At 67.5% G+C, this 17,342-nt stretch carries 17 protein-coding genes; 9 read left to right on the forward strand and 8 right to left on the reverse strand.

The genetic code is table 11. The features are described 5' to 3' along the window. Nucleotides 1-10 precede the first annotated feature (10 nt). Nucleotides 11-1,354: an ATP-dependent protease ATPase subunit HslU gene (hslU, locus tag AP428_RS13065; protein ID WP_054928162.1), complete on the forward strand. Its 1,344-nt coding sequence runs from the start codon at nt 11-13 to the stop codon at nt 1,352-1,354. A gap of 67 nt (nt 1,355-1,421) precedes the next feature. Here hslU and AP428_RS13070 read toward each other — a convergent pair whose 3' ends face one another. The 3 genes from AP428_RS13070 to AP428_RS13080 all read right to left on the reverse strand — a co-directional run bounded on the left by AP428_RS13070 (nt 1,422) and on the right by AP428_RS13080 (nt 3,713). Continuing rightward, nucleotides 1,422-1,964: a response regulator transcription factor gene (locus tag AP428_RS13070; protein WP_011546464.1), complete on the reverse strand. Its 543-nt coding sequence runs from the start codon at nt 1,962-1,964 to the stop codon at nt 1,422-1,424. Nucleotides 1,965-1,977: 13 nt separating this feature from the next. After that, nucleotides 1,978-3,408, reverse strand: coding sequence for an ATP-binding protein (locus AP428_RS13075; protein ID WP_054928163.1), 1,431 nt, complete (start codon nt 3,406-3,408; stop codon nt 1,978-1,980). Nucleotides 3,409-3,488: 80 nt separating this feature from the next. Further along, nucleotides 3,489-3,713 (reverse strand): cysteine-rich CWC family protein, encoded by a 225-nt coding sequence (locus AP428_RS13080; protein ID WP_011546466.1) that lies wholly within the window; start codon nt 3,711-3,713, stop codon nt 3,489-3,491. Nucleotides 3,714-4,006: 293 nt separating this feature from the next. On the opposite strand from AP428_RS13080, the gene argB reads away from it, so the two are divergent. The 7 genes from argB to AP428_RS13115 all read left to right on the forward strand — a co-directional run bounded on the left by argB (nt 4,007) and on the right by AP428_RS13115 (nt 10,919). Beyond that, the gene (argB, locus tag AP428_RS13085) at nt 4,007-4,906 is read left to right on the forward strand and encodes an acetylglutamate kinase (protein ID WP_006490510.1); all 900 of its coding nucleotides are present in this window, start codon (nt 4,007-4,009) and stop codon (nt 4,904-4,906) included. Then, complete coding sequence (locus tag AP428_RS13090) at nt 4,903-5,694, forward strand: pyrimidine 5'-nucleotidase (RefSeq protein WP_011546467.1); 792 nt, start codon at nt 4,903-4,905, stop codon at nt 5,692-5,694. Before argB ends, AP428_RS13090 begins: the two co-directional genes overlap by 4 nt. Beyond that, nucleotides 5,661-6,323 (forward strand): nucleoid occlusion factor SlmA, encoded by a 663-nt coding sequence (gene slmA, locus AP428_RS13095; RefSeq protein ID WP_011546468.1) that lies wholly within the window; start codon nt 5,661-5,663, stop codon nt 6,321-6,323. The genes AP428_RS13090 and slmA overlap by 34 nt, the downstream gene beginning before the upstream one ends. A 265-nt stretch (nt 6,324-6,588) precedes the next feature. After that, a complete protein-coding gene (locus AP428_RS13100; protein WP_006477489.1) occupies nt 6,589-7,734 on the forward strand; it encodes a homoserine O-acetyltransferase in 1,146 nt (381 codons plus the stop codon). After that, nucleotides 7,731-8,339, forward strand: coding sequence for a methionine biosynthesis protein MetW (metW, locus tag AP428_RS13105; RefSeq protein ID WP_006755281.1), 609 nt, complete (start codon nt 7,731-7,733; stop codon nt 8,337-8,339). The genes AP428_RS13100 and metW overlap by 4 nt, the downstream gene beginning before the upstream one ends. 116 nt (nt 8,340-8,455) lie before the next feature. Then, a complete protein-coding gene (locus AP428_RS13110; RefSeq protein WP_011546469.1) occupies nt 8,456-9,877 on the forward strand; it encodes an AmpG family muropeptide MFS transporter in 1,422 nt (473 codons plus the stop codon). Next, on the forward strand, nt 9,867-10,919 hold the full coding sequence (locus tag AP428_RS13115) for a M48 family metallopeptidase (RefSeq protein ID WP_011546470.1): 1,053 nt from the start codon (nt 9,867-9,869) through the stop codon (nt 10,917-10,919). Before AP428_RS13110 ends, AP428_RS13115 begins: the two co-directional genes overlap by 11 nt. Before the next feature lie 23 nt (nt 10,920-10,942). Here the strand turns inward: AP428_RS13115 and AP428_RS13120 are convergent, their stop codons facing one another. Further along, nucleotides 10,943-11,887 (reverse strand): AraC family transcriptional regulator, encoded by a 945-nt coding sequence (locus tag AP428_RS13120; RefSeq protein ID WP_011694440.1) that lies wholly within the window; start codon nt 11,885-11,887, stop codon nt 10,943-10,945. Nucleotides 11,888-12,113: 226 nt separating this feature from the next. Here AP428_RS13120 and AP428_RS13125 point away from each other — a divergent pair, with 226 nt between their 5' ends. Next, a complete protein-coding gene (locus AP428_RS13125) occupies nt 12,114-13,166 on the forward strand; it encodes an NAD(P)-dependent alcohol dehydrogenase (protein ID WP_011546472.1) in 1,053 nt (350 codons plus the stop codon). 92 nt (nt 13,167-13,258) lie between these two features. On the opposite strand, the gene AP428_RS13130 is transcribed toward AP428_RS13125, so the two are convergent. From AP428_RS13130 to AP428_RS13145, 4 genes are all read right to left on the reverse strand, one after another. After that, nucleotides 13,259-14,032 (reverse strand): exodeoxyribonuclease III, encoded by a 774-nt coding sequence (locus AP428_RS13130; RefSeq protein WP_006477482.1) that lies wholly within the window; start codon nt 14,030-14,032, stop codon nt 13,259-13,261. Nucleotides 14,033-14,073: 41 nt separating this feature from the next. Then, nucleotides 14,074-14,913, reverse strand: coding sequence for a PPK2 family polyphosphate kinase (locus AP428_RS13135; RefSeq protein WP_011546473.1), 840 nt, complete (start codon nt 14,911-14,913; stop codon nt 14,074-14,076). Between the two features lie 118 nt (nt 14,914-15,031). After that, nucleotides 15,032-16,507, reverse strand: a complete 1,476-nt coding sequence (gatB, locus tag AP428_RS13140) for an Asp-tRNA(Asn)/Glu-tRNA(Gln) amidotransferase subunit GatB (protein ID WP_006477480.1) — start codon at nt 16,505-16,507, stop codon at nt 15,032-15,034. 4 nt (nt 16,508-16,511) lie between these two features. Then, nucleotides 16,512-17,342, reverse strand: an 831-nt coding sequence (locus tag AP428_RS13145; protein WP_269434012.1) for an amidase, incomplete at its 5' end; no start/stop codon positions are given.

Here is a 17,342-nt window from a genome sequence, read left to right on the forward strand (position 1 = left end):
GGACAGCCCCATGAGCACCATGACCCCTGCCGAGATCGTCTCGGAACTCGACAAGCACATCATCGGCCAGGCGAAGGCGAAGAAGGCCGTCGCCGTCGCGCTGCGTAACCGCTGGCGCCGCCAGCAGGTCGCCGAGCCGCTGCGCCAGGAAATCACGCCGAAGAACATCCTGATGATCGGGCCGACGGGCGTCGGCAAGACCGAAATCGCGCGCCGCCTCGCGAAGCTCGCCGACGCGCCGTTCATCAAGATCGAAGCGACCAAGTTCACCGAAGTCGGCTACGTCGGCCGCGACGTCGACAGCATCGTGCGCGACCTGATCGAGATCTCGGTCAAGCAGACGCGCGAAGCCGAAATGCGCAAGGTGCGCAGCAAGGCCACCGACCAGGCGGAAGACCGCATCCTCGACATCCTGCTGCCGCAGCCGCGCGCGGTGGGCTTCGGCGGCAATGCCGACCACGCGAACGACGACAACAACGCGACGCGCCAGACCTTCCGCAAGCGCCTGCGCGAAGGCCAGCTCGACGACAAGGAAGTCGAGCTCGACCTCGAGCAGCCGTCGGTCGGCATGGACATCATGGCGCCGCCGGGGATGGAAGAGATGACCGAGCAGATCCGCTCGATGTTCTCGAACCTCGGCAGCGGCAAGAAGCAGCGCCGCAAGGTGAAGATCAAGGAAGCGCTGAAGCTGCTGACCGACGAGGAAGCGGCGAAGATGCTCAACGAAGAGGAAGTGAAGACGAAGGCCGTGCAGAACGTCGAGCAGAACGGCATCGTGTTCCTCGACGAGATCGACAAGATCACGTCGCGCAACAACGAAGGCAGCGGCGGCGAAGTGTCGCGCCAGGGCGTGCAGCGCGACCTGCTGCCGCTCGTCGAAGGCACGACGGTCAACACGAAGTACGGGATGGTGAAGACCGATCACATCCTGTTCATCGCGAGCGGCGCGTTCCACCTCGCGAAGCCGAGCGACCTGATTCCCGAACTGCAAGGCCGCTTCCCGATCCGCGTCGAGCTCGATTCGCTGTCGGTCGAAGATTTCGAGGCGATCCTCGATGCGACCGACGCGAGCCTCGTCAAGCAGTACCAGGCGCTGCTCGCGACCGAAGACGTGCAGCTCGAATTCGCCGCGGACGGCATCCGGCGCCTCGCCGAGATCGCGTTCGCGGTCAACGAGAAAACCGAGAACATCGGCGCGCGCCGGCTGTACACGGTGATCGAGAAGCTGCTCGAGGAAGTGTCGTTCTCGGCCGGCAACCACGCCGGCGAGCGCGTGACGATCGACGCGAAGTACGTCGACCGTGCGCTCGGCGAAGTGGCGCAGGACGAGGACCTGTCGCGCTACGTGCTGTAACGCGCGCAGTGCTTGATGAGAGACGGGCGGCCCCTTCCGGGGCCGCCCGTTTTCGTTGGTGCGCCGCTTACTGCCGGACCGGCTTCTTCGCGAGCTTGCGCTGCAGCGTGCGGCGGTGCATGTTCAGCGCCCGCGCGGTGGCCGAGATGTTGTTGTTGTTCTCCGCCAGCACGCGCTGGATGTGCTCCCATTCGAGCCGGTCCACCGACAGCACGACCGGATTCTCGAGCGCCTCGTCGGCCTGCACTTCGGTCGCGTTGGTCTGCAGCGCGGCCAGGATCGACTCGACGTTCGCCGGCTTCGCGAGGTAGTTGTCGGCGCCCTCCTTCACGGCCTGCACGGCGGTCGCAATGCTCGCGTAGCCGGTCAGCACGAGAATGCGCGCATCGGGCTGCAGGTCGCACAGCGGCGCGATCAGGCTCAGCCCCGAATCCTCGCCGAGATGCAGGTCGACGGTGATGAACTGGAACTTGCCGCCCGCCGCAAGCCGCAGCGCCGTCTCCTTGTCGTGCGCCTGCTGGACCGCGTAACCGCGGCGCTCGAGGCCGCGCGCGAGCGTGCCCGCGAACACCTCGTTGTCGTCGATCACCAGGAAATTGTTCTCGCTCATGTGGTTTCTCCGTCTACGTGTTGGTTGAGGCCGCCGGCATCGCGACGCGCACGACCGGCAGGCGCAGCACGGCCCGCGTGCCGCGCCCGGCCGCGGCGACGGCCGGGCGGCTGTCCGGCGCGCCGGCCGGCCGTTCGGCTGCACGTGCACCCGTGCGCGATCCCGCGCGTTGTCCCGATACGGCCGCCGTGTGGCCATTTGCCGCACCGCCGGCCCGCCCGTTGCCGCCCGCCGCGCGCGGCGTGACGTCGGACAGTTCGATCTCGCCGCCGAGCCGCGCGGCCGCACTGAACGCGAGATACAGGCCGACGCCGTGCCCGCCCTGCGTGCTGTCGACCGGCATCGCGCCGAGCGATTCGCGCAGCGCGGCCGGAATGCCGGGCCCGTCGTCGCATACCTCGAATTCGATTTCGTCGGCCGTGCCGCCATGCGCGACCTTCGCGGCGAGCGTCACGCGCTGCGGGCTCGCGCGCGCGGCGTTGTCGAGCAGGATCGTCAGGATCTGGCCGGCCGCGACCGTATCGTCGAGCGCGACGCCGGCCGGGCGCGCGCCGAGCAGCTCGAACTGCACGTGCGGATGCCGCAGGCGCCAGTGCTCGACGAACGTGTCGAGCCAGTCGTCCACCGGCTGGCGGCTCGCCGACGTGCTCGCGCGGCTGCGCAGGCGCGCGAGCGCCGACGTGCAGAGCGTCATCTGTTCCTCGAGCACCTTCAGGTCGGCGTCGTAGCGCGCGAGCCCCGGATCGGAGCGCGCCGCGTCGCGCAATTCCTCGGCGAGCATCGCGATCGTCGACAGCGGCGTGCCCATTTCATGCGCGACGGTGGCGGCCTGCACGCCGAGCGCGACGGCCCGCTCGTCGCGCAGCAGATGCGCCTGCGCCTCGCCGAGCGCCGCGTCGCGCTGGCGCAGCGCGTTCGACATGCGCGCGACGAACCACGCGATCAGCCCGACGCTGACCATGAAGTTCACCCACATGCCGGTACGGTAGTAATCGAACAGGTTCGCCGGGTTGTCCATGTTGAGCGGCACCGAATCGAAGCCGAGCGCCGCGTAGCAGGCGACCGCGAACGCCGCGAGCCAGATCATCAGGTGCCACGGCAGCACGGCCGCCGCGATCGCGAGCGACGGCAGGTACAGCGACACGAACGGGTTGGTCGTCCCGCCCGACAGGAACAGCAGCGCGGACAGCGCACCGAGGTCGACCCACAGCTGGCCGAGCAGCTCGAAATTGGTCTCGGGCCGCGCGCGCAGCACGCGCACCCAGGTCAGCGCGTTGAAAACGATTTCGAGCGCGATGACCATCAGCATCGCGGGCAACGGCAGATGCACGCCGAAATAGGTCTGCACGACGCCGATCGTCACGAGCTGGCCGATGATCGCGAGATTGCGGAGCCAGAACAGGTGACCGAGGTTGACGCGCCCGGTGGTGGTGATTCGTTGCATCCGGGCAGTTTACCCGTTTAGCGCCCGGCGCCTCTAGCGGGGCCGGATCGATGCACACGAACGGGCGCGGCGAGGCGCCATCAACCGGCCGCGCCGGCCATGCGCTGCGCGATCTCGTCGGCCAGGCACTCGGGGCATCGGCACCGCGCGCCGGCCGCGGGCGGCGTGCCGCCGGGCGGCACCGGCATCGCCGCGCACCAGCAGTCGAACGGCTGCGTATGCGCGCCGCAGTCGAAGCCGCGCCCGCAGTGCGGGCAGCGCGCACGGCGCGGGGCGGAACGGGCGTCGGCGGCGGAATCGGTCATGGCGCAATCGCGGAAGCGGGCGGGACATCGCCCCACGCGACAAGCATAGCGCGACGGCTGGATTTTGCACGCCGGCCGCCCGGCCGAACGCCATCGGAAACGCACGTTGGCCAGCCCTCCGCCGCCGCCCGCGCGACGCCGCCCGAATCGCGCCGCGCCATAGCCGGCGGGCCGCCGCGTGCGATGCCGCGCCGCGCCGCCGGGGCGCCGGCCGGCCCAAAAACCCGATGCTGCGCTGCGCCACTCCTGTACAATTCGCCCTGTTTCAACCGTTCCCAGCCAGAGCCGCCGCCATGTCCGAGCCCATCGACCTCTCGCAGATCGCCCCCACGCTGAAAGCAGAAATCCTCGCGGAGGCGCTGCCGTACATCCGTCGTTACCACGGCAAGACCGTGGTCATCAAATACGGCGGCAACGCGATGACGGAAGAGCGGCTCAAGCAGGGCTTCGCGCGCGACGTGATCCTGCTGAAACTGGTCGGCATCAACCCGGTGATCGTCCACGGCGGCGGTCCGCAGATCGATCACGCGCTGAAGAAGATCGGCAAGGCCGGCACCTTCATCCAGGGCATGCGCGTCACCGACGAAGAGACGATGGAAGTCGTCGAATGGGTGCTGGGCGGCGAAGTGCAGCAGGACATCGTGATGCTGATCAATCACTTCGGCGGCCACGCGGTGGGCCTGACGGGCAAGGACGGCGGCCTGATCCACGCACGCAAGCTGCTGATGCCGGACCGCGACAACCCGGGCCAGTACATCGACATCGGCCAGGTCGGCGAAGTCGAGGCGATCAACCCGGCGGTCGTGAAGGCGCTGCAGGACGACGCGTTCATCCCGGTGATCTCGCCGATCGGCTTCGGCGAGGACGGCCTGTCGTACAACATCAACGCCGACCTCGTCGCGGGCAAGCTGGCCACGGTGCTGAACGCCGAGAAGCTGCTGATGATGACCAACATCCCCGGCGTGATGGACAAGGACGGCAACCTGCTGACCGACCTGTCCGCCCGCGAGATCGACGCGCTGTTCGAGGACGGCACGATCTCCGGCGGCATGCTGCCGAAGATCTCGTCGGCACTCGACGCCGCGAAGAGCGGCGTGAAGTCGGTGCACATCGTCGACGGCCGGATCGAGCATTCGGTGCTGCTGGAAATCCTGACCGAGCAGCCGTTCGGCACGATGATCCGCTCGCATTGAGCGCGCGCCGCCCGCCTGCCAGCCCCGACCTGCCGGCCCCGCTGCGGCGCCGGCGCATCTCGCGCAGCCGGCCGCGCGCCGGCGCGCCCGTCTGGCTGTTCGATCTCGACAACACGCTGCACCACGCGTCGCACGCGATCTTTCCGGAGATCAACCGTGCGATGACGCAATACATCATCGACGCGCTGCAGGTCGGGCGCGCCGAAGCCGACCGCCTGCGCAACGGCTACACCGAGCGCTACGGCGCCGCGCTGCTCGGCCTCACGCGCCATCATCCGATCGACCCGCACGATTTCCTGCGCGTGGTCCACACGTTTTCCGACCTGCCCGCGATGGTGCGCGCCGAGCGTGGCCTCGCGCGCATCGTCGCCGCGCTGCCGGGCCGCAAGCTGATCCTGACCAACGCGCCGGAAAACTATGCGCGCGCGGTGCTGCGCGAGTTGGGCATCGAGCGGCTGTTCGAGCGCGTGATCGCGATCGAGCACATGCGCGACCGCCGCATGTGGCGCGCGAAGCCCGACCACGCGATGCTGCGCCGGACGCTGCGCGCCGCGCATGCGCGGTTCGCCGACGCGATCCTCGTCGAGGATACGCGCAGCCACCTGAAGCGCTACAAGCGTCTGGGCATCCGCACGGTATGGATCACCGGCCACCTGCCCGGCCATCTGCCGGCGACCGGACGCCCGCATTATGTCGACCAGCGCATTCGTTCGTTAAAATCGCTGCGACTGGGCACACGATCGGGGCGACAAAAATGCAGCCGACTTACCCGCAGGACCAAGCCGTAACGGAAAGCCAGGCCACACCCTCCCGCCCGCGCCCGAAGCCGGGCGAGCGCCGCGTCATGATCCTGCAGACGCTCGCGGCGATGCTCGAGGCCCCGAAACCCGAGAAAATCACGACCGCCGCGCTCGCGGCCCGGCTCGACGTGTCGGAAGCCGCGCTGTACCGGCACTTCGCCAGCAAGGCGAAGATGTACGAAGGGTTGATCGAGTTCATCGAGCAGGCGCTGTTCGGGCTCGTCAACCAGATCGTCGCGAAGGAGCCGAACGGCGTGCTGCAGGCCCGCACGATCGCGCTGACGATGCTCAATTTCGCCGCAAAGAACCCGGGCATGACGCGCGTGCTGACCGGCGAGGCGCTGGTCGGCGAGGACGAGCGGCTCACCGAGCGCGTGAACCAGCTGCTCGACCGCATCGAGGCGACCGTCAAGCAATGCCTGCGCGTCGCGCGCACCGAGGCGCAGGCGCCCGATGGCGCGACGCCGTTCGTGCTGCCGGCCGACTACGATCCCGGCGCCCGCGCGAGCCTGCTCGTCAGCTACGTGATCGGCCGGTGGCATCGGTTCGCCAAAGGCGGGTTCCAGAAGCCGCCGGGCGAGCAGGCCGATGCGCATCTGCGGTTGATCCTGCAGTGACCGGCGCGTGACGGTACGCCCGCCATGCGCCCGAATCCGGGCCTCGCAATTTCCGCTATACTTTGCCGACTGTCGCCTCACGGGCGGCAGGTCGGAAGCGCGCCGATTTGCTGACTCGATTGCGGGCGCGCGAACCGGCCAGGGCGTGGCTGTGCGCTTGCCTTGGCGGTTCACTACAAATGCGGCTAAAGAGGTCGTCAGCCGCGCACCTTCGCCTCCGCGCATCGCCGACACCATTTAGCCGCCCAGTCATAAGGCGGAACGAATGGAATCGATCGGCATCGTCGCTCCACAGACCATGCACTTCGCCGAACCGCTGCGCTTGCAAAGCGGCAGCGTGCTCGGCAACTATCAGCTCGTCGTCGAGACGTACGGCGAGCTCAACGCCGCGCGCTCGAACGCGGTGCTCGTCTGCCACGCGCTCAACGCGTCGCACCACGTCGCCGGCGTCTACGCGGACGATCCGCGCAGCACCGGCTGGTGGGACAACATGGTCGGCCCGGGCAAGCCGCTCGACACCAACCGCTTCTTCGTGATCGGCGTGAACAACCTCGGCTCGTGCTTCGGCTCGACCGGCCCGATGAGCATCGATCCGTCGACCGGCAAGCCGTACGGCGCCAAGTTTCCGGTGGTGACCGTCGAGGACTGGGTGCATGCGCAGGCGCGCGTCGCCGACGCATTCGGCATCGAGCGCTTCGCCGCAGTGATGGGCGGCAGCCTCGGCGGCATGCAGGCGCTCGCATGGAGCCTGATGTATCCGGAACGCGTCGCGCACTGCATCGACATCGCGTCGACGCCGAAGCTGTCCGCGCAGAACATCGCGTTCAACGAGGTCGCGCGCTCGGCGATCCTGTCCGATCCCGATTTCCACGGCGGCGACTACTACGCGCACGGCGTGAAGCCGAAGCGCGGCCTGCGCGTCGCGCGGATGATCGGTCACATCACGTACCTGTCCGACGACGACATGGCCGAGAAATTCGGCCGTGCGCTGCGGCGCGCCGACGGCGCGCTCGACGCGTACAACTTCAGCTTCGACGTCGAGTTCGAGGTCGAATCGTACCTGCGCTACCAGGGCGACAAGTTCGCCGACTACTTCGACGCGAACACGTACCTGCTGATCACGCGCGCGCTCGACTACTTCGATCCGGCGAAGGCGTTCGACGGCAACCTGACGGCCGCGCTCGCGCACACGCAGGCGAAGTACCTGATCGCGAGCTTCTCGACCGACTGGCGCTTCGCGCCGGCGCGTTCGCGCGAGATCGTGAAGGCGCTGCTCGACAACAAGCGCACGGTCAGCTACGCGGAAATCGATGCGCCGCACGGTCACGACGCATTCCTGCTCGACGACGCGCGCTATCACAACCTGCTTCGCGCGTATTACGAACGAATCGCCAACGAGGTGGGAGCATGAACCAGCAAGCACTGAACTCCCTGTCCGCGCGCGCGGACTTCCGCACGATCGCGCGCTGGGTCGAGCCGCGCTCGACCGTGCTCGACCTTGGCTGCGGTGACGGCTCGCTGCTCGCGCTGCTGATGGAGGAGCTGGACGTCACCGGCTACGGGATCGAACTGAACGACGCGGGCGTGCTCGCGAGCGCGAAGAACGGCATCAACGTGATCCAGCAGAACCTCGAGGATGGCCTGCGCCTGTTCGAGGACCACAGCTTCGACATCGCGATCCTGTCGCAAACGCTGCAAACGATCCACCAGACGGCCGCGATCCTGCGCGAAACGGCGCGCGTGGGCCGCGAGTGCATCGTGTCGTTCCCGAACTTCGGCTACTGGCCGCACCGGCTGTCGGTGCTGAACGGCCGGATGCCGGTGTCGAAGTCGCTGCCTTACCAGTGGCACAACACGCCGAACGTGCGGGTGCTGACGATCGAGGATTTCGAGGCGCTGGCGCCCGAAGTGGGCGTGACGATTCTCGACCGCGTCGTGCTGCACGAAGGCCAGCCGATTCGATGGGGAGCGAACTGGCGTGGTAGTCTTGCTGTCTATCGCGTCAAGCGCAGCTGAGCCGGGGAGCCGTTGACGGAAGATCCGGCCCGCCCACGCGCGCGGCCGCCCCTCCTGCGCCGTGCGCGCCGCCTGCGCTGCCGCCGCCGTCAGTCAACGCTACCCAGTTCCTGTCCATGTCGAAAACGCCACACGAGGCGCCCGCACTCACCGCTCACGAGGATCACCCCGGCTGGCGCGCCTATCTGAACACGCACATGCTGATCTGCGTGTTCCTGGGCTTCACGTCGGGGCTGCCCCTCTTCACGCTCGTCTACCTCGTGCAGGCATGGCTGCGCTCCGAGGGTGTAAACCTGAAGGAAATCGGCCTGTTCGCGCTGATCCAGTTCCCGTATACGTGGAAGTTCCTGTGGGCGCCGCTGATGGACCGCTACATCCCGCGCCTGCCCGGCTGGCGGCCGGGCCGCCGGCGCGGCTGGCTGCTGCTCACGCAGCTGCTGGTCGCCGGCGCGATCGCCGCGCTCGGCTTCGTGTCGCCGCGCGACTCGATCTGGACGGTCGCCGCGCTCACCACGCTCGTCGCATTCTTCGGCGCGAGCGCCGACATCGTGATCGACGCGTATCGCCGCGAGCTGCTGCGCGACACCGAGCAGGGCCTCGGCAACGCGGTGCACGTGAACGCGTACAAGCTCGCCGCGCTGATTCCCGGTTCGCTCGCGCTGATCCTGTCCGACCACCTGCCGTGGGACGCGGTATTCGCGATCACCGGCGCGTTCATGCTGCCGGGCATCCTGATGACGCTCGTCGTGCGCGAGCCGGAAGTGGTCGGCACGCCGCCGCGCAACCTGCGCGACGCGATCGTGCTGCCGTTCCGCGAATTCATCCAGCGCGACGGCTGGGCCGGCGCGCTGCTCGTCATCGCGTTCATCTTCCTGTTCAAGATCGGCGACACGATGGCCACCACGCTGTCGACGTCGTTCTTCCTCGACATCGGCTTCTCGCGCACCGAGATCGGCATCGTCGCGAAGACCACCGCGCTCGTCGCGAGCGTCGCCGGCGGCATCATCGGCGGCATCTGGCTCGTGAAGATCGGCATCGGCCGCGGGCTGTGGATCTTCGGCGCGCTGCAGATGGTGTCGACGCTCGGCTTCGCGTGGCTCGCGCAGCTCGGCCCCGGCTCGCCGGTGCTCGCGATGCTGTACGACTTCACGGTCGCGGCCAGCCACGCGCTCGCGTCGTTCATGTCGGTGTTCGGTATCGAGATCACGCCGAAGCTGAGCCCGATGACGGTCGCGCTCGCGCTCGTCTACGGCTTCGAAACCTTCACGACCGGCCTCACGATGGCCGCGTTCGTCGCATATATCGCGAGCACGACCGACCCGCGCTACACGGCCACGCAGTTCGCGCTGTTCACGAGCCTCGCGTCGGTGCCGCGTACGCTCGCATCGGCCGCGAGCGGCTTCGTCGTCGCGAAGATCGGCTGGTACGACTATTTCATCGTGTGCACCGCGCTCGCGGTTCCCGGCATGCTGCTGCTGTTCAGGATCGCGCCATGGAACGGTGCCGCGCGCGACGGCGAGGCGAGCCGTGCGCGGTAACCGCCTGCATCGTCTCGCACGCGTGACGGCTGCGTTGAGCGTCGGCGCCGCGGCATTCACCGCGACGAGTGCGCACGCGACCGACATCGGCGCGACGGCTGCGGGCTCCGCACCGGCCGCCGCGCAGGCGACGCCGCCCGCCCCCGCCACGTCTGCCGCGCCCGTCCCGCCGTCCGCCGCCGAAGGCGCGCAGCCGACCGGCGCCGCGGTGCCGGCGAAGGCCTATACGCCGACGCCGCAGCAGGTCCGCTACGGCAACGCGATCGCGTTCCGCACGCTGATCCCGTCGCCGCTGCTCGAACAGCTCACCGCGAACGAATACGCGCAGATCGTGCAGACGGCCGCCGACAGCAACCGCCTGCTGCCCGCGAACCAGCCGCGCGTGAAACGCCTGCGCGCGATCGTCGCGAAGCTCGCGCCGTATTCGGTGAAGTGGAACGACCGCGTGAAAAGCTGGGCGTGGGACGTCAACGCGATCCGCTCGCGCGACATCCGCCTGACTTGCCTGCCGGGCGGCAAGGTGCTGGTGTACGGCGGCATGCTCGACCGCGTACGCCTGAACGACGACGAACTCGGCGTGCTGCTCGCGCACGGCATCGCGCATGCGCTGCGCGAACACGCGCGCAGCAACTTCAGCGTGACCTCGCAGACGTCGCTGCGCGCGGCCGCGCTGCCGCCGCTGTTCGGCGTCGGCGATCCGCTGCCGCAGGCGCTGAATCTCGGCGAGCGTCTGCAGTCGCTCCACTACGATCCGACCGACGAAACCGAAGCCGACGTGATCGGCGGCGACATCGCCGCACGCGCGGGCTTCGATCCGCGCGCGGCGATCACGCTGTGGGACAAGCTCGCGGTCGCGACGCGCGCGAACAAGGCGTCGGGCTTCATCTACACGCACCCGTACAGCGCCGCGCGCCGCCAGGATCTGCTGAACCGGCTGCCGGACCTGATGCCGCTGTACGCGAAGGCGACGGGCAAACGCGTCGAATCGCTGCCCGACTATGCGGGCATCAGCGCGCAGCGGCGCAAGATCGTGCGGCGCTGAGCCGCCGCGCGAGACCCGGGACGCTATGCGTCCGCGTCGGCCATCGCCGGGCGCACCCCGCTGTCACGCATCCAGCGCACATCATCCGCGGGGCTGCGGCCGAACAGCCGCTTGAACTCGCGACTGAACTGCGACGCGCTCGCATAGCCGACCCGCGCGGCTGCCGCGCCGGCGCCCAGTCCGTCGCGCACCATCATCAGCCGCGCCTGGTGCAGCCGCGCGGTCTTCACGTACTGCATCGGCGACGTCGCCGTCACGTGCTTGAACTGCGCGTGAAACACCGCGAGGCTCATCCCGGCTTCGCGGGCAAGCGTCTCGACGTCGAGATCGGCCCTCAGCTCCGCATGGATGCGCCGCAGCGCCTTCGCGATGCGGCCGAAATGATGCTGCTGCACGAGCGCCGCGCGCATCGCGTCGCCCTGCTCGCCGGTCAGCACGCGATACGCGATCTCGCGCATGATCGCCGGCCCCAGCACGCGCGTGTCGTGCGGCGACGCGAGTGCTTCGAGCAACCGCACGACCGCATCGGCCAGCGGCGCGTCGAGCGGCGTCGAATAGACGCCGAGCGGCTCGCTGATCGCCGCGCCGAGCGTCTCGTCGAGCAGGATCGCGAGCTCGGCGATCACGGCGAGATCGACGCGGATCGAGATCGCGAGAAACGGCTCGTCCATGCTCGCGAAGGTTTCGCATTCGAACGGCAGCGGCACCGACAGCACCAGGTATTGCTGCGCGTCGTACACGAACGAGCGGTCGCCGAGATAGCCGAGCTTGCGACCCTGGCACACGACGATGATGCTCGGCTCGTACAGCACGGGCATGCGCGGCGCGGGACGGCTCACGCGGAGCAAGCGCACGCCGTCGAGCGCCGCGAGCGTGTCGCCCTCGTTCGGCGCGAGGCGCGTGTGCAGCTCGATCATGCGGCGCTGCACGCGGTCGCCCGAGTCGGCAAAAAGGGGCTGGAAGCTCATCTGCGTGGTCCTGTCCGGCAAGAGAATCTGGCTCGCAATTTAGCACCTTGAACGCGTTTTGACGGGCGTTCGCGCGCAATTCAAGAGGAATAGGCAAATCTTCCAGACCTTCATGTATTTCGCCGCGGCGGTGCGCTCCTTACGATAGGCACCTGTCTCGCCGCATCGCCACATGATGCGACGGCAGTCTGTTTCGCCGGATCTTTTCCGGACAAGGAGCCTTTGCATGAGCACGACCTATGCCTACGCGGCGACCGATTCGCAATCGCCGCTCGCCCCGTTCGAATTCCAGCGTCGCGCGCTGCGCGACCTCGACGTCCAGATCGACGTCCTCTACTGCGGCGTCTGCCACTCCGATCTTCACCAGGCGCGCAACGAATGGCGCAACACGATCTACCCGGTCGTGCCGGGCCATGAAATCGTCGGCCGCGTAACCGCGACCGGCCCGCAGGTGTCGCGCTTCAAGGTCGGCGAGCTGGTCGGCGTCGGCTGTCTCGTCGATTCGTGCCGCACCTGCGCGAGCTGCGAAGAAGGCCTCGAGCAGTATTGCGAGAACGGCTTCGTCGGCACCTACAACGGCCAGGACCGCGTGACGGGCGACATCACGTACGGCGGCTATTCGACGCAGCTCGTCGTCGACGAGGCGTTCGTGCTGCGCGTGCCGGACACGCTCGACCCGGCCGGCGCCGCGCCGCTGCTGTGCGCGGGGATCACGACCTACTCGCCGCTGCGGCAGTGGAACGTCGGCCCCGGCAAGAAGGTCGGCATCGTCGGTCTCGGCGGCCTCGGCCACATGGGTGTGAAGCTGGCGCGCGCGATGGGCGCACACGTCGTGCTGTTCACGACGTCGCCGTCGAAGATCGAGGACGGCAAGCGGCTCGGCGCGCATGAAGTGGTGATCTCGAAGGACGAAGCGCAGATGAACGCGCACCTGAACAGCTTCGACTTCATCCTGAACACGGTCGCCGCGCAGCACGACCTGAACCCGTTCCTGCACCTGCTCAAGCGCGACGGCACGATGACGCTCGTCGGCGCGCCGGAGCACGACCATCCGTCGCCGCAGGTGTTCAACCTGATCTTCAAGCGCCGCCGCCTCGCGGGCTCGCTGATCGGCGGGATCGCGGAAACGCAGGAAATGCTCGACTTCTGCGCGGAGCACGGGATCACGTCCGATATCGAGACGATTCCGATGCAGCAGATCAACGCCGCCTACGAGCGGATGCTGAAGAGCGACGTGAAGTACCGGTTCGTGGTGGATATGGCGTCGCTCAAGCAGTAAGCCGCGCCAAACGAAACGGGCCGCATGTTCGACATGCGGCCCGTTTTGCGTCATCGCGTCATCCGGCTACGCGCCAGGCGCCACCCAGCGCATCACTTCTGGTAGTCGTAGTCGATCGTCAGCGGCGCGTGATCGCTGAACTTGATGTCCTTGAAGATCGATGTGCTTTTCGCGGTCCCGGCCACGCCCGGGGTCGCGATCTGGTAATCGATCCGCCACCCGACGTTCTTCGCGTACGCCTGGCCGCGGTTGCTCCACCACGTGTACTGCTCGGGGCGCTGATCGAGCGTGCGGAACACGTCGACGTAGCCGACGTCGTCGAACAGCTTCGTGAGCCACTCGCGTTCTTCCGGCAGGCAGCCCGAGTTCTTCTGGTTGCTCTTCCAGTTCTTGATGTCGATTTCCTTGTGGACGATGTTCACGTCGCCGCACAGGATCACCTCGCGCTTCTTCTTCAGCGCCGCGAGGTGCGGCATGAATTCGGCCATGAAGCGGTACTTCGCCTGCTGGCGCTCCTCGCCGCTCGAACCGGACGGCACGTACACCGACACGACCGACAGCTTGCCGTAGCGCGCCTCGACGTAGCGCCCTTCGGGATCGAACTCGCTGCTGCCGAAACCGATGATCACGTCATCGGGCTCGCGGCGGCTGTACACGCCCGCGCCGCTGTAGCCCTTCTTCTCGGCGTGGTGGAAATAGCTCTTGAAGCCGTGCGGCTCGACGAATTCGGCCGGCAGGTCGTCGGCCGACACCTTGATTTCCTGCACGCATACGCAATCGGCGTTCTGTTCGCCGAGCCAGTCGAAGAAGCCCTTCTTCGCGGCGGAGCGGATGCCATTCAGGTTGGCGGTAATCACTCGCATCATGTCGGGTTCCGTTCAGTTCGATGTTTTTACAGGGGGGCAGCTTAACGGATCTTCACGCCTTCGAGCTCGGGCTTCGGCGGCGGGAATTCCAGCTTCATGTCGGTCATCGTGCGCAGCAGCAGCTCGGCGATCATCACGTTGCGGTGCGTCTTCGAATTCGCCGGGATCACGTACCACGGCGCATGCTCGGCCGACGTCGCGGCGAGCGCGTCGCGGTATGCGGACTGGTACGCGTCCCAGTGCTTGCGCGCGTCGAGATCGGAGATGTCGAATTTCCAGTGCTTGGTCTGGTCGTCGATGCGCGCCTGCAGCCGCGCGCGCTGCTCGTCCTTCGAGATGTGCAGGAAGCACTTGATGATGGTCGTGCCGTTCTCGAACAGCATCGTCTCGAAATCGCGGATCTGCCGGTAGCGGCGCTCGCACTCCTTGTCGCCGATCGCGCCGAGCACGCGCGGCACCAGCACGTCCTCGTAGTGGCTGCGGTTGAAGATCGCGAGCTCGCCCGCCGCCGGCACCTGCGCATGCACGCGCCACAGGAAGTCGTGCGCGGCCTCGATCGGCGTCGGCGCCTTGAACGGCACGATGCGCAGGCCGAGCGGGTCGACTTCGCGAAACACCGCGCGCACGGTGCCGTCCTTGCCGCTCGTGTCCATTCCCTGCAGCACGAGCAGCACGCGCTTCTTCTGCTGCGTGTGCAAGCGCTCCTGCTGCACGTCGAGCTCGGTCGACACGACCGACAGCCGTTCGCGGTCGGCCTCCTTCGAGCCGGACGAAAACGGCTTCGCACCAGGGTCGAACGCGTCGAGCTTGAATGCGGCGGCTTCCTTCTCGCGCGTGCTGTAGGGCACGCGGAAATCGTCGAGCGACGGTTGTTTCGCCATTCGTTCCTCCGTTGGACGGTGTGGTGCATACGATAACGCATCCACCAAACGCGACGGGCCGCCCCGAACTGGTTCGGAGCGGCCCGTCGTCAAGCGCGGTTCAGACGCGCGCGCATGCTCAGCCGAGCTTCTTCTTCAGCAGTTCGTTGACCTGCTGCGGATTGGCCTTGCCCTTGGTCGCCTTCATCGCCTGGCCGATCAGCGCGTTGAACGCCTTTTCCTTGCCGGCGCGGAATTCCTCGACCGATTTCGCGTTCGCCGCGAGCACTTCGTCGATGATCGCTTCCAGCGCGCCGGTGTCGGAGATCTGCTTGAGGCCCTTCGCGTCGATGATGCGGTCGGCCGCGCCTTCGTCGGTCGCCTTCTCGTCCCAGATCGTCGCGAAGATTTCCTTCGCGATCTTGTTCGAGATCGTGCCGTCGGCGATGCGCTGCAGCAACAGCGCGAGCTGCGCGGCCGACACCGGAATCGCGTCGATCTCGATGCCGTCGCGGTTCAGTTGCGACGACACGTCGCCCATCAGCCAGTTCGCGACGATCTTCGCATTCGCTGCGCCGGCCTTCGCGACCACCGACTCGAAGTACGCGGCCATCGCCTTGCTCGACGTCAGCACGCCCGCGTCGTACGCGGACACGCCGTACTCGTCGACGAAGCGCTGCTGCATCGCGGCCGGCAGCTCCGGCATGCCGGACTGCACGCGCTCGACCCAGTCCCGGCCGATCACGAGCGGCATCAGGTCGGGATCGGGGAAGTAGCGGTAATCGTGCGCGTCTTCCTTGCTGCGCATCGAACGCGTCTCGCGCTTGTCCGGGTCGTACAGGCGGGTTTCCTGCACGACTTCGCCACCGTCCTCGATCAGCTCGATCTGGCGACGCACTTCGTAGTTGATCGCTTCCTCGAGGAACCGGAACGAGTTCAGGTTCTTGATTTCCGCGCGCGTGCCGAATTTCTCCTGGCCGACCGGTCGCACCGACACGTTCGCGTCGCAGCGGAACGAGCCTTCCTGCATGTTGCCGTCGCAGATGCCGAGCCACACGACGAGCGCGTGCAGCGCCTTCGCATAGGCCACGGCCTCGGCCGCGCTGCGCATTTCCGGCTCGGTGACGATCTCGAGCAGCGGCGTGCCCGCGCGGTTCAGGTCGATGCCGGTCATGCCGGCGAAGTCTTCATGCAGCGACTTGCCCGCGTCTTCCTCGAGGTGCGCGCGGGTCAGGTTGACCGTCTTCTCGTACGCCGGCTTGCCGGCCTTCTCGTTGGCCGGCACCTGGATCGTGATCTGGCCGCCCTGCACGACCGGAATCTCGTACTGGCTGATCTGATAGCCCTTCGGCAGATCGGGGTAGAAATAATTCTTGCGCGCGAAGATGCTGCGCGGCGCGATGGTCGAGCCGATCGCGAGGCCGAAGCGGATCGCCCGCTCGACCGCGCCGCGGTTCAGCACCGGCAGCACGCCCGGCAACGCCAGGTCGACCGGGCACGCCTGCGTGTTCGGCTCCGCGCCGAACTGCGTCGATGCGCCCGAGAAAATCTTCGAGACGGTCGACAGTTGCGCGTGCGTCTCGAGACCGATAACGACTTCCCACTGAGTAGCCATGTGCTTACACCCCTGCCGGAACTTGCTTGTGCCAGTCGGTCGCGCGCTGGAACGCGTCGGCGACCTGCAGCATCCGGGCTTCGTTGAAATAGTTGCCGATGATCTGCAGGCCGACCGGGCGCTTCGCGTTCGCGCCCGCGCCGAAGCCGCACGGCACGCTCATGCCGGGCAGGCCCGCGAGGCTCACCGACAGCGTGTAGATATCCGCGAGATACATCTGCACCGGATCGTCGCCCTTCGCGCCGAGATCCCATGCGACCGTCGGCGACGCCGGGCCCATGATCACGTCGCAGGACTTGAACGCTTCCTGGAAATCGTTCGCGATGATGCGGCGGATCTTCTGCGCCTGCAGGTAGTACGCGTCGTAGTAACCGTGCGACAGCACGTAGGTGCCGACCAGAATCCGGCGCTTCACTTCAGGCCCGAAGCCTTCGGCGCGCGACTTCTTGTACATGTCGAGCAGATCGCCGTACTGCGCGGCGCGGTGGCCGAAGCGCACGCCGTCGAAACGCGACAGGTTCGACGACGCTTCCGCCGGGGCGATCACGTAGTACACGGGGATCGACAGTTCCGTCTTCGGCAGCGACACCGGCACGAGCGTCGCGCCGAGCGCCTCGTATTGCTTGAGGGCCGCGTCGATCGTCGCGCGCACGTCGTCGGCGAGGCCCGCGCCGAAATACTCGTTCGGCAAACCGATGCGCAGGCCCGCGAGCGGCTTGCCCGCGTCGTTGCCGGCGGCCCACGGCTGGCCGAGGTGGCGCGTGAAGTCTTCATCGTCGCGCTCGAGGCTCGTCGAGTCGCGCTCGTCGAAGCCGGCCATCGCGTTCAGCAGCAG

It is taken from the genome of Burkholderia sp. E168m22 (genome assembly GCF_001319805.1).
GTDB lineage: Bacteria > Pseudomonadota > Gammaproteobacteria > Burkholderiales > Burkholderiaceae > Burkholderia > Burkholderia orbicola.

Coding starts and splice junctions, on each gene's coding strand:
- AP428_RS13110 (WP_011546469.1), top strand. CDS start 8,456: ATGTCGAAAACGCCACACGAGGCGCCCGCACTCACCGCTCACGAGGAT.
- AP428_RS13080 (WP_011546466.1), bottom strand. CDS start 3,713: ATGACCGATTCCGCCGCCGACGCCCGTTCCGCCCCGCGCCGTGCGCGC.
- gatB (WP_006477480.1), bottom strand. CDS start 16,507: ATGGCTACTCAGTGGGAAGTCGTTATCGGTCTCGAGACGCACGCGCAA.
- AP428_RS13100 (WP_006477489.1), top strand. CDS start 6,589: ATGGAATCGATCGGCATCGTCGCTCCACAGACCATGCACTTCGCCGAA.
- AP428_RS13120 (WP_011694440.1), bottom strand. CDS start 11,887: ATGAGCTTCCAGCCCCTTTTTGCCGACTCGGGCGACCGCGTGCAGCGC.
- metW (WP_006755281.1), top strand. CDS start 7,731: ATGAACCAGCAAGCACTGAACTCCCTGTCCGCGCGCGCGGACTTCCGC.
- hslU (WP_054928162.1), top strand. CDS start 11: ATGAGCACCATGACCCCTGCCGAGATCGTCTCGGAACTCGACAAGCAC.
- slmA (WP_011546468.1), top strand. CDS start 5,661: ATGCAGCCGACTTACCCGCAGGACCAAGCCGTAACGGAAAGCCAGGCC.
- AP428_RS13135 (WP_011546473.1), bottom strand. CDS start 14,913: ATGGCGAAACAACCGTCGCTCGACGATTTCCGCGTGCCCTACAGCACG.
- AP428_RS13125 (WP_011546472.1), top strand. CDS start 12,114: ATGAGCACGACCTATGCCTACGCGGCGACCGATTCGCAATCGCCGCTC.
- AP428_RS13130 (WP_006477482.1), bottom strand. CDS start 14,032: ATGATGCGAGTGATTACCGCCAACCTGAATGGCATCCGCTCCGCCGCG.
- argB (WP_006490510.1), top strand. CDS start 4,007: ATGTCCGAGCCCATCGACCTCTCGCAGATCGCCCCCACGCTGAAAGCA.
- AP428_RS13070 (WP_011546464.1), bottom strand. CDS start 1,964: ATGAGCGAGAACAATTTCCTGGTGATCGACGACAACGAGGTGTTCGCG.
- AP428_RS13075 (WP_054928163.1), bottom strand. CDS start 3,408: ATGCAACGAATCACCACCACCGGGCGCGTCAACCTCGGTCACCTGTTC.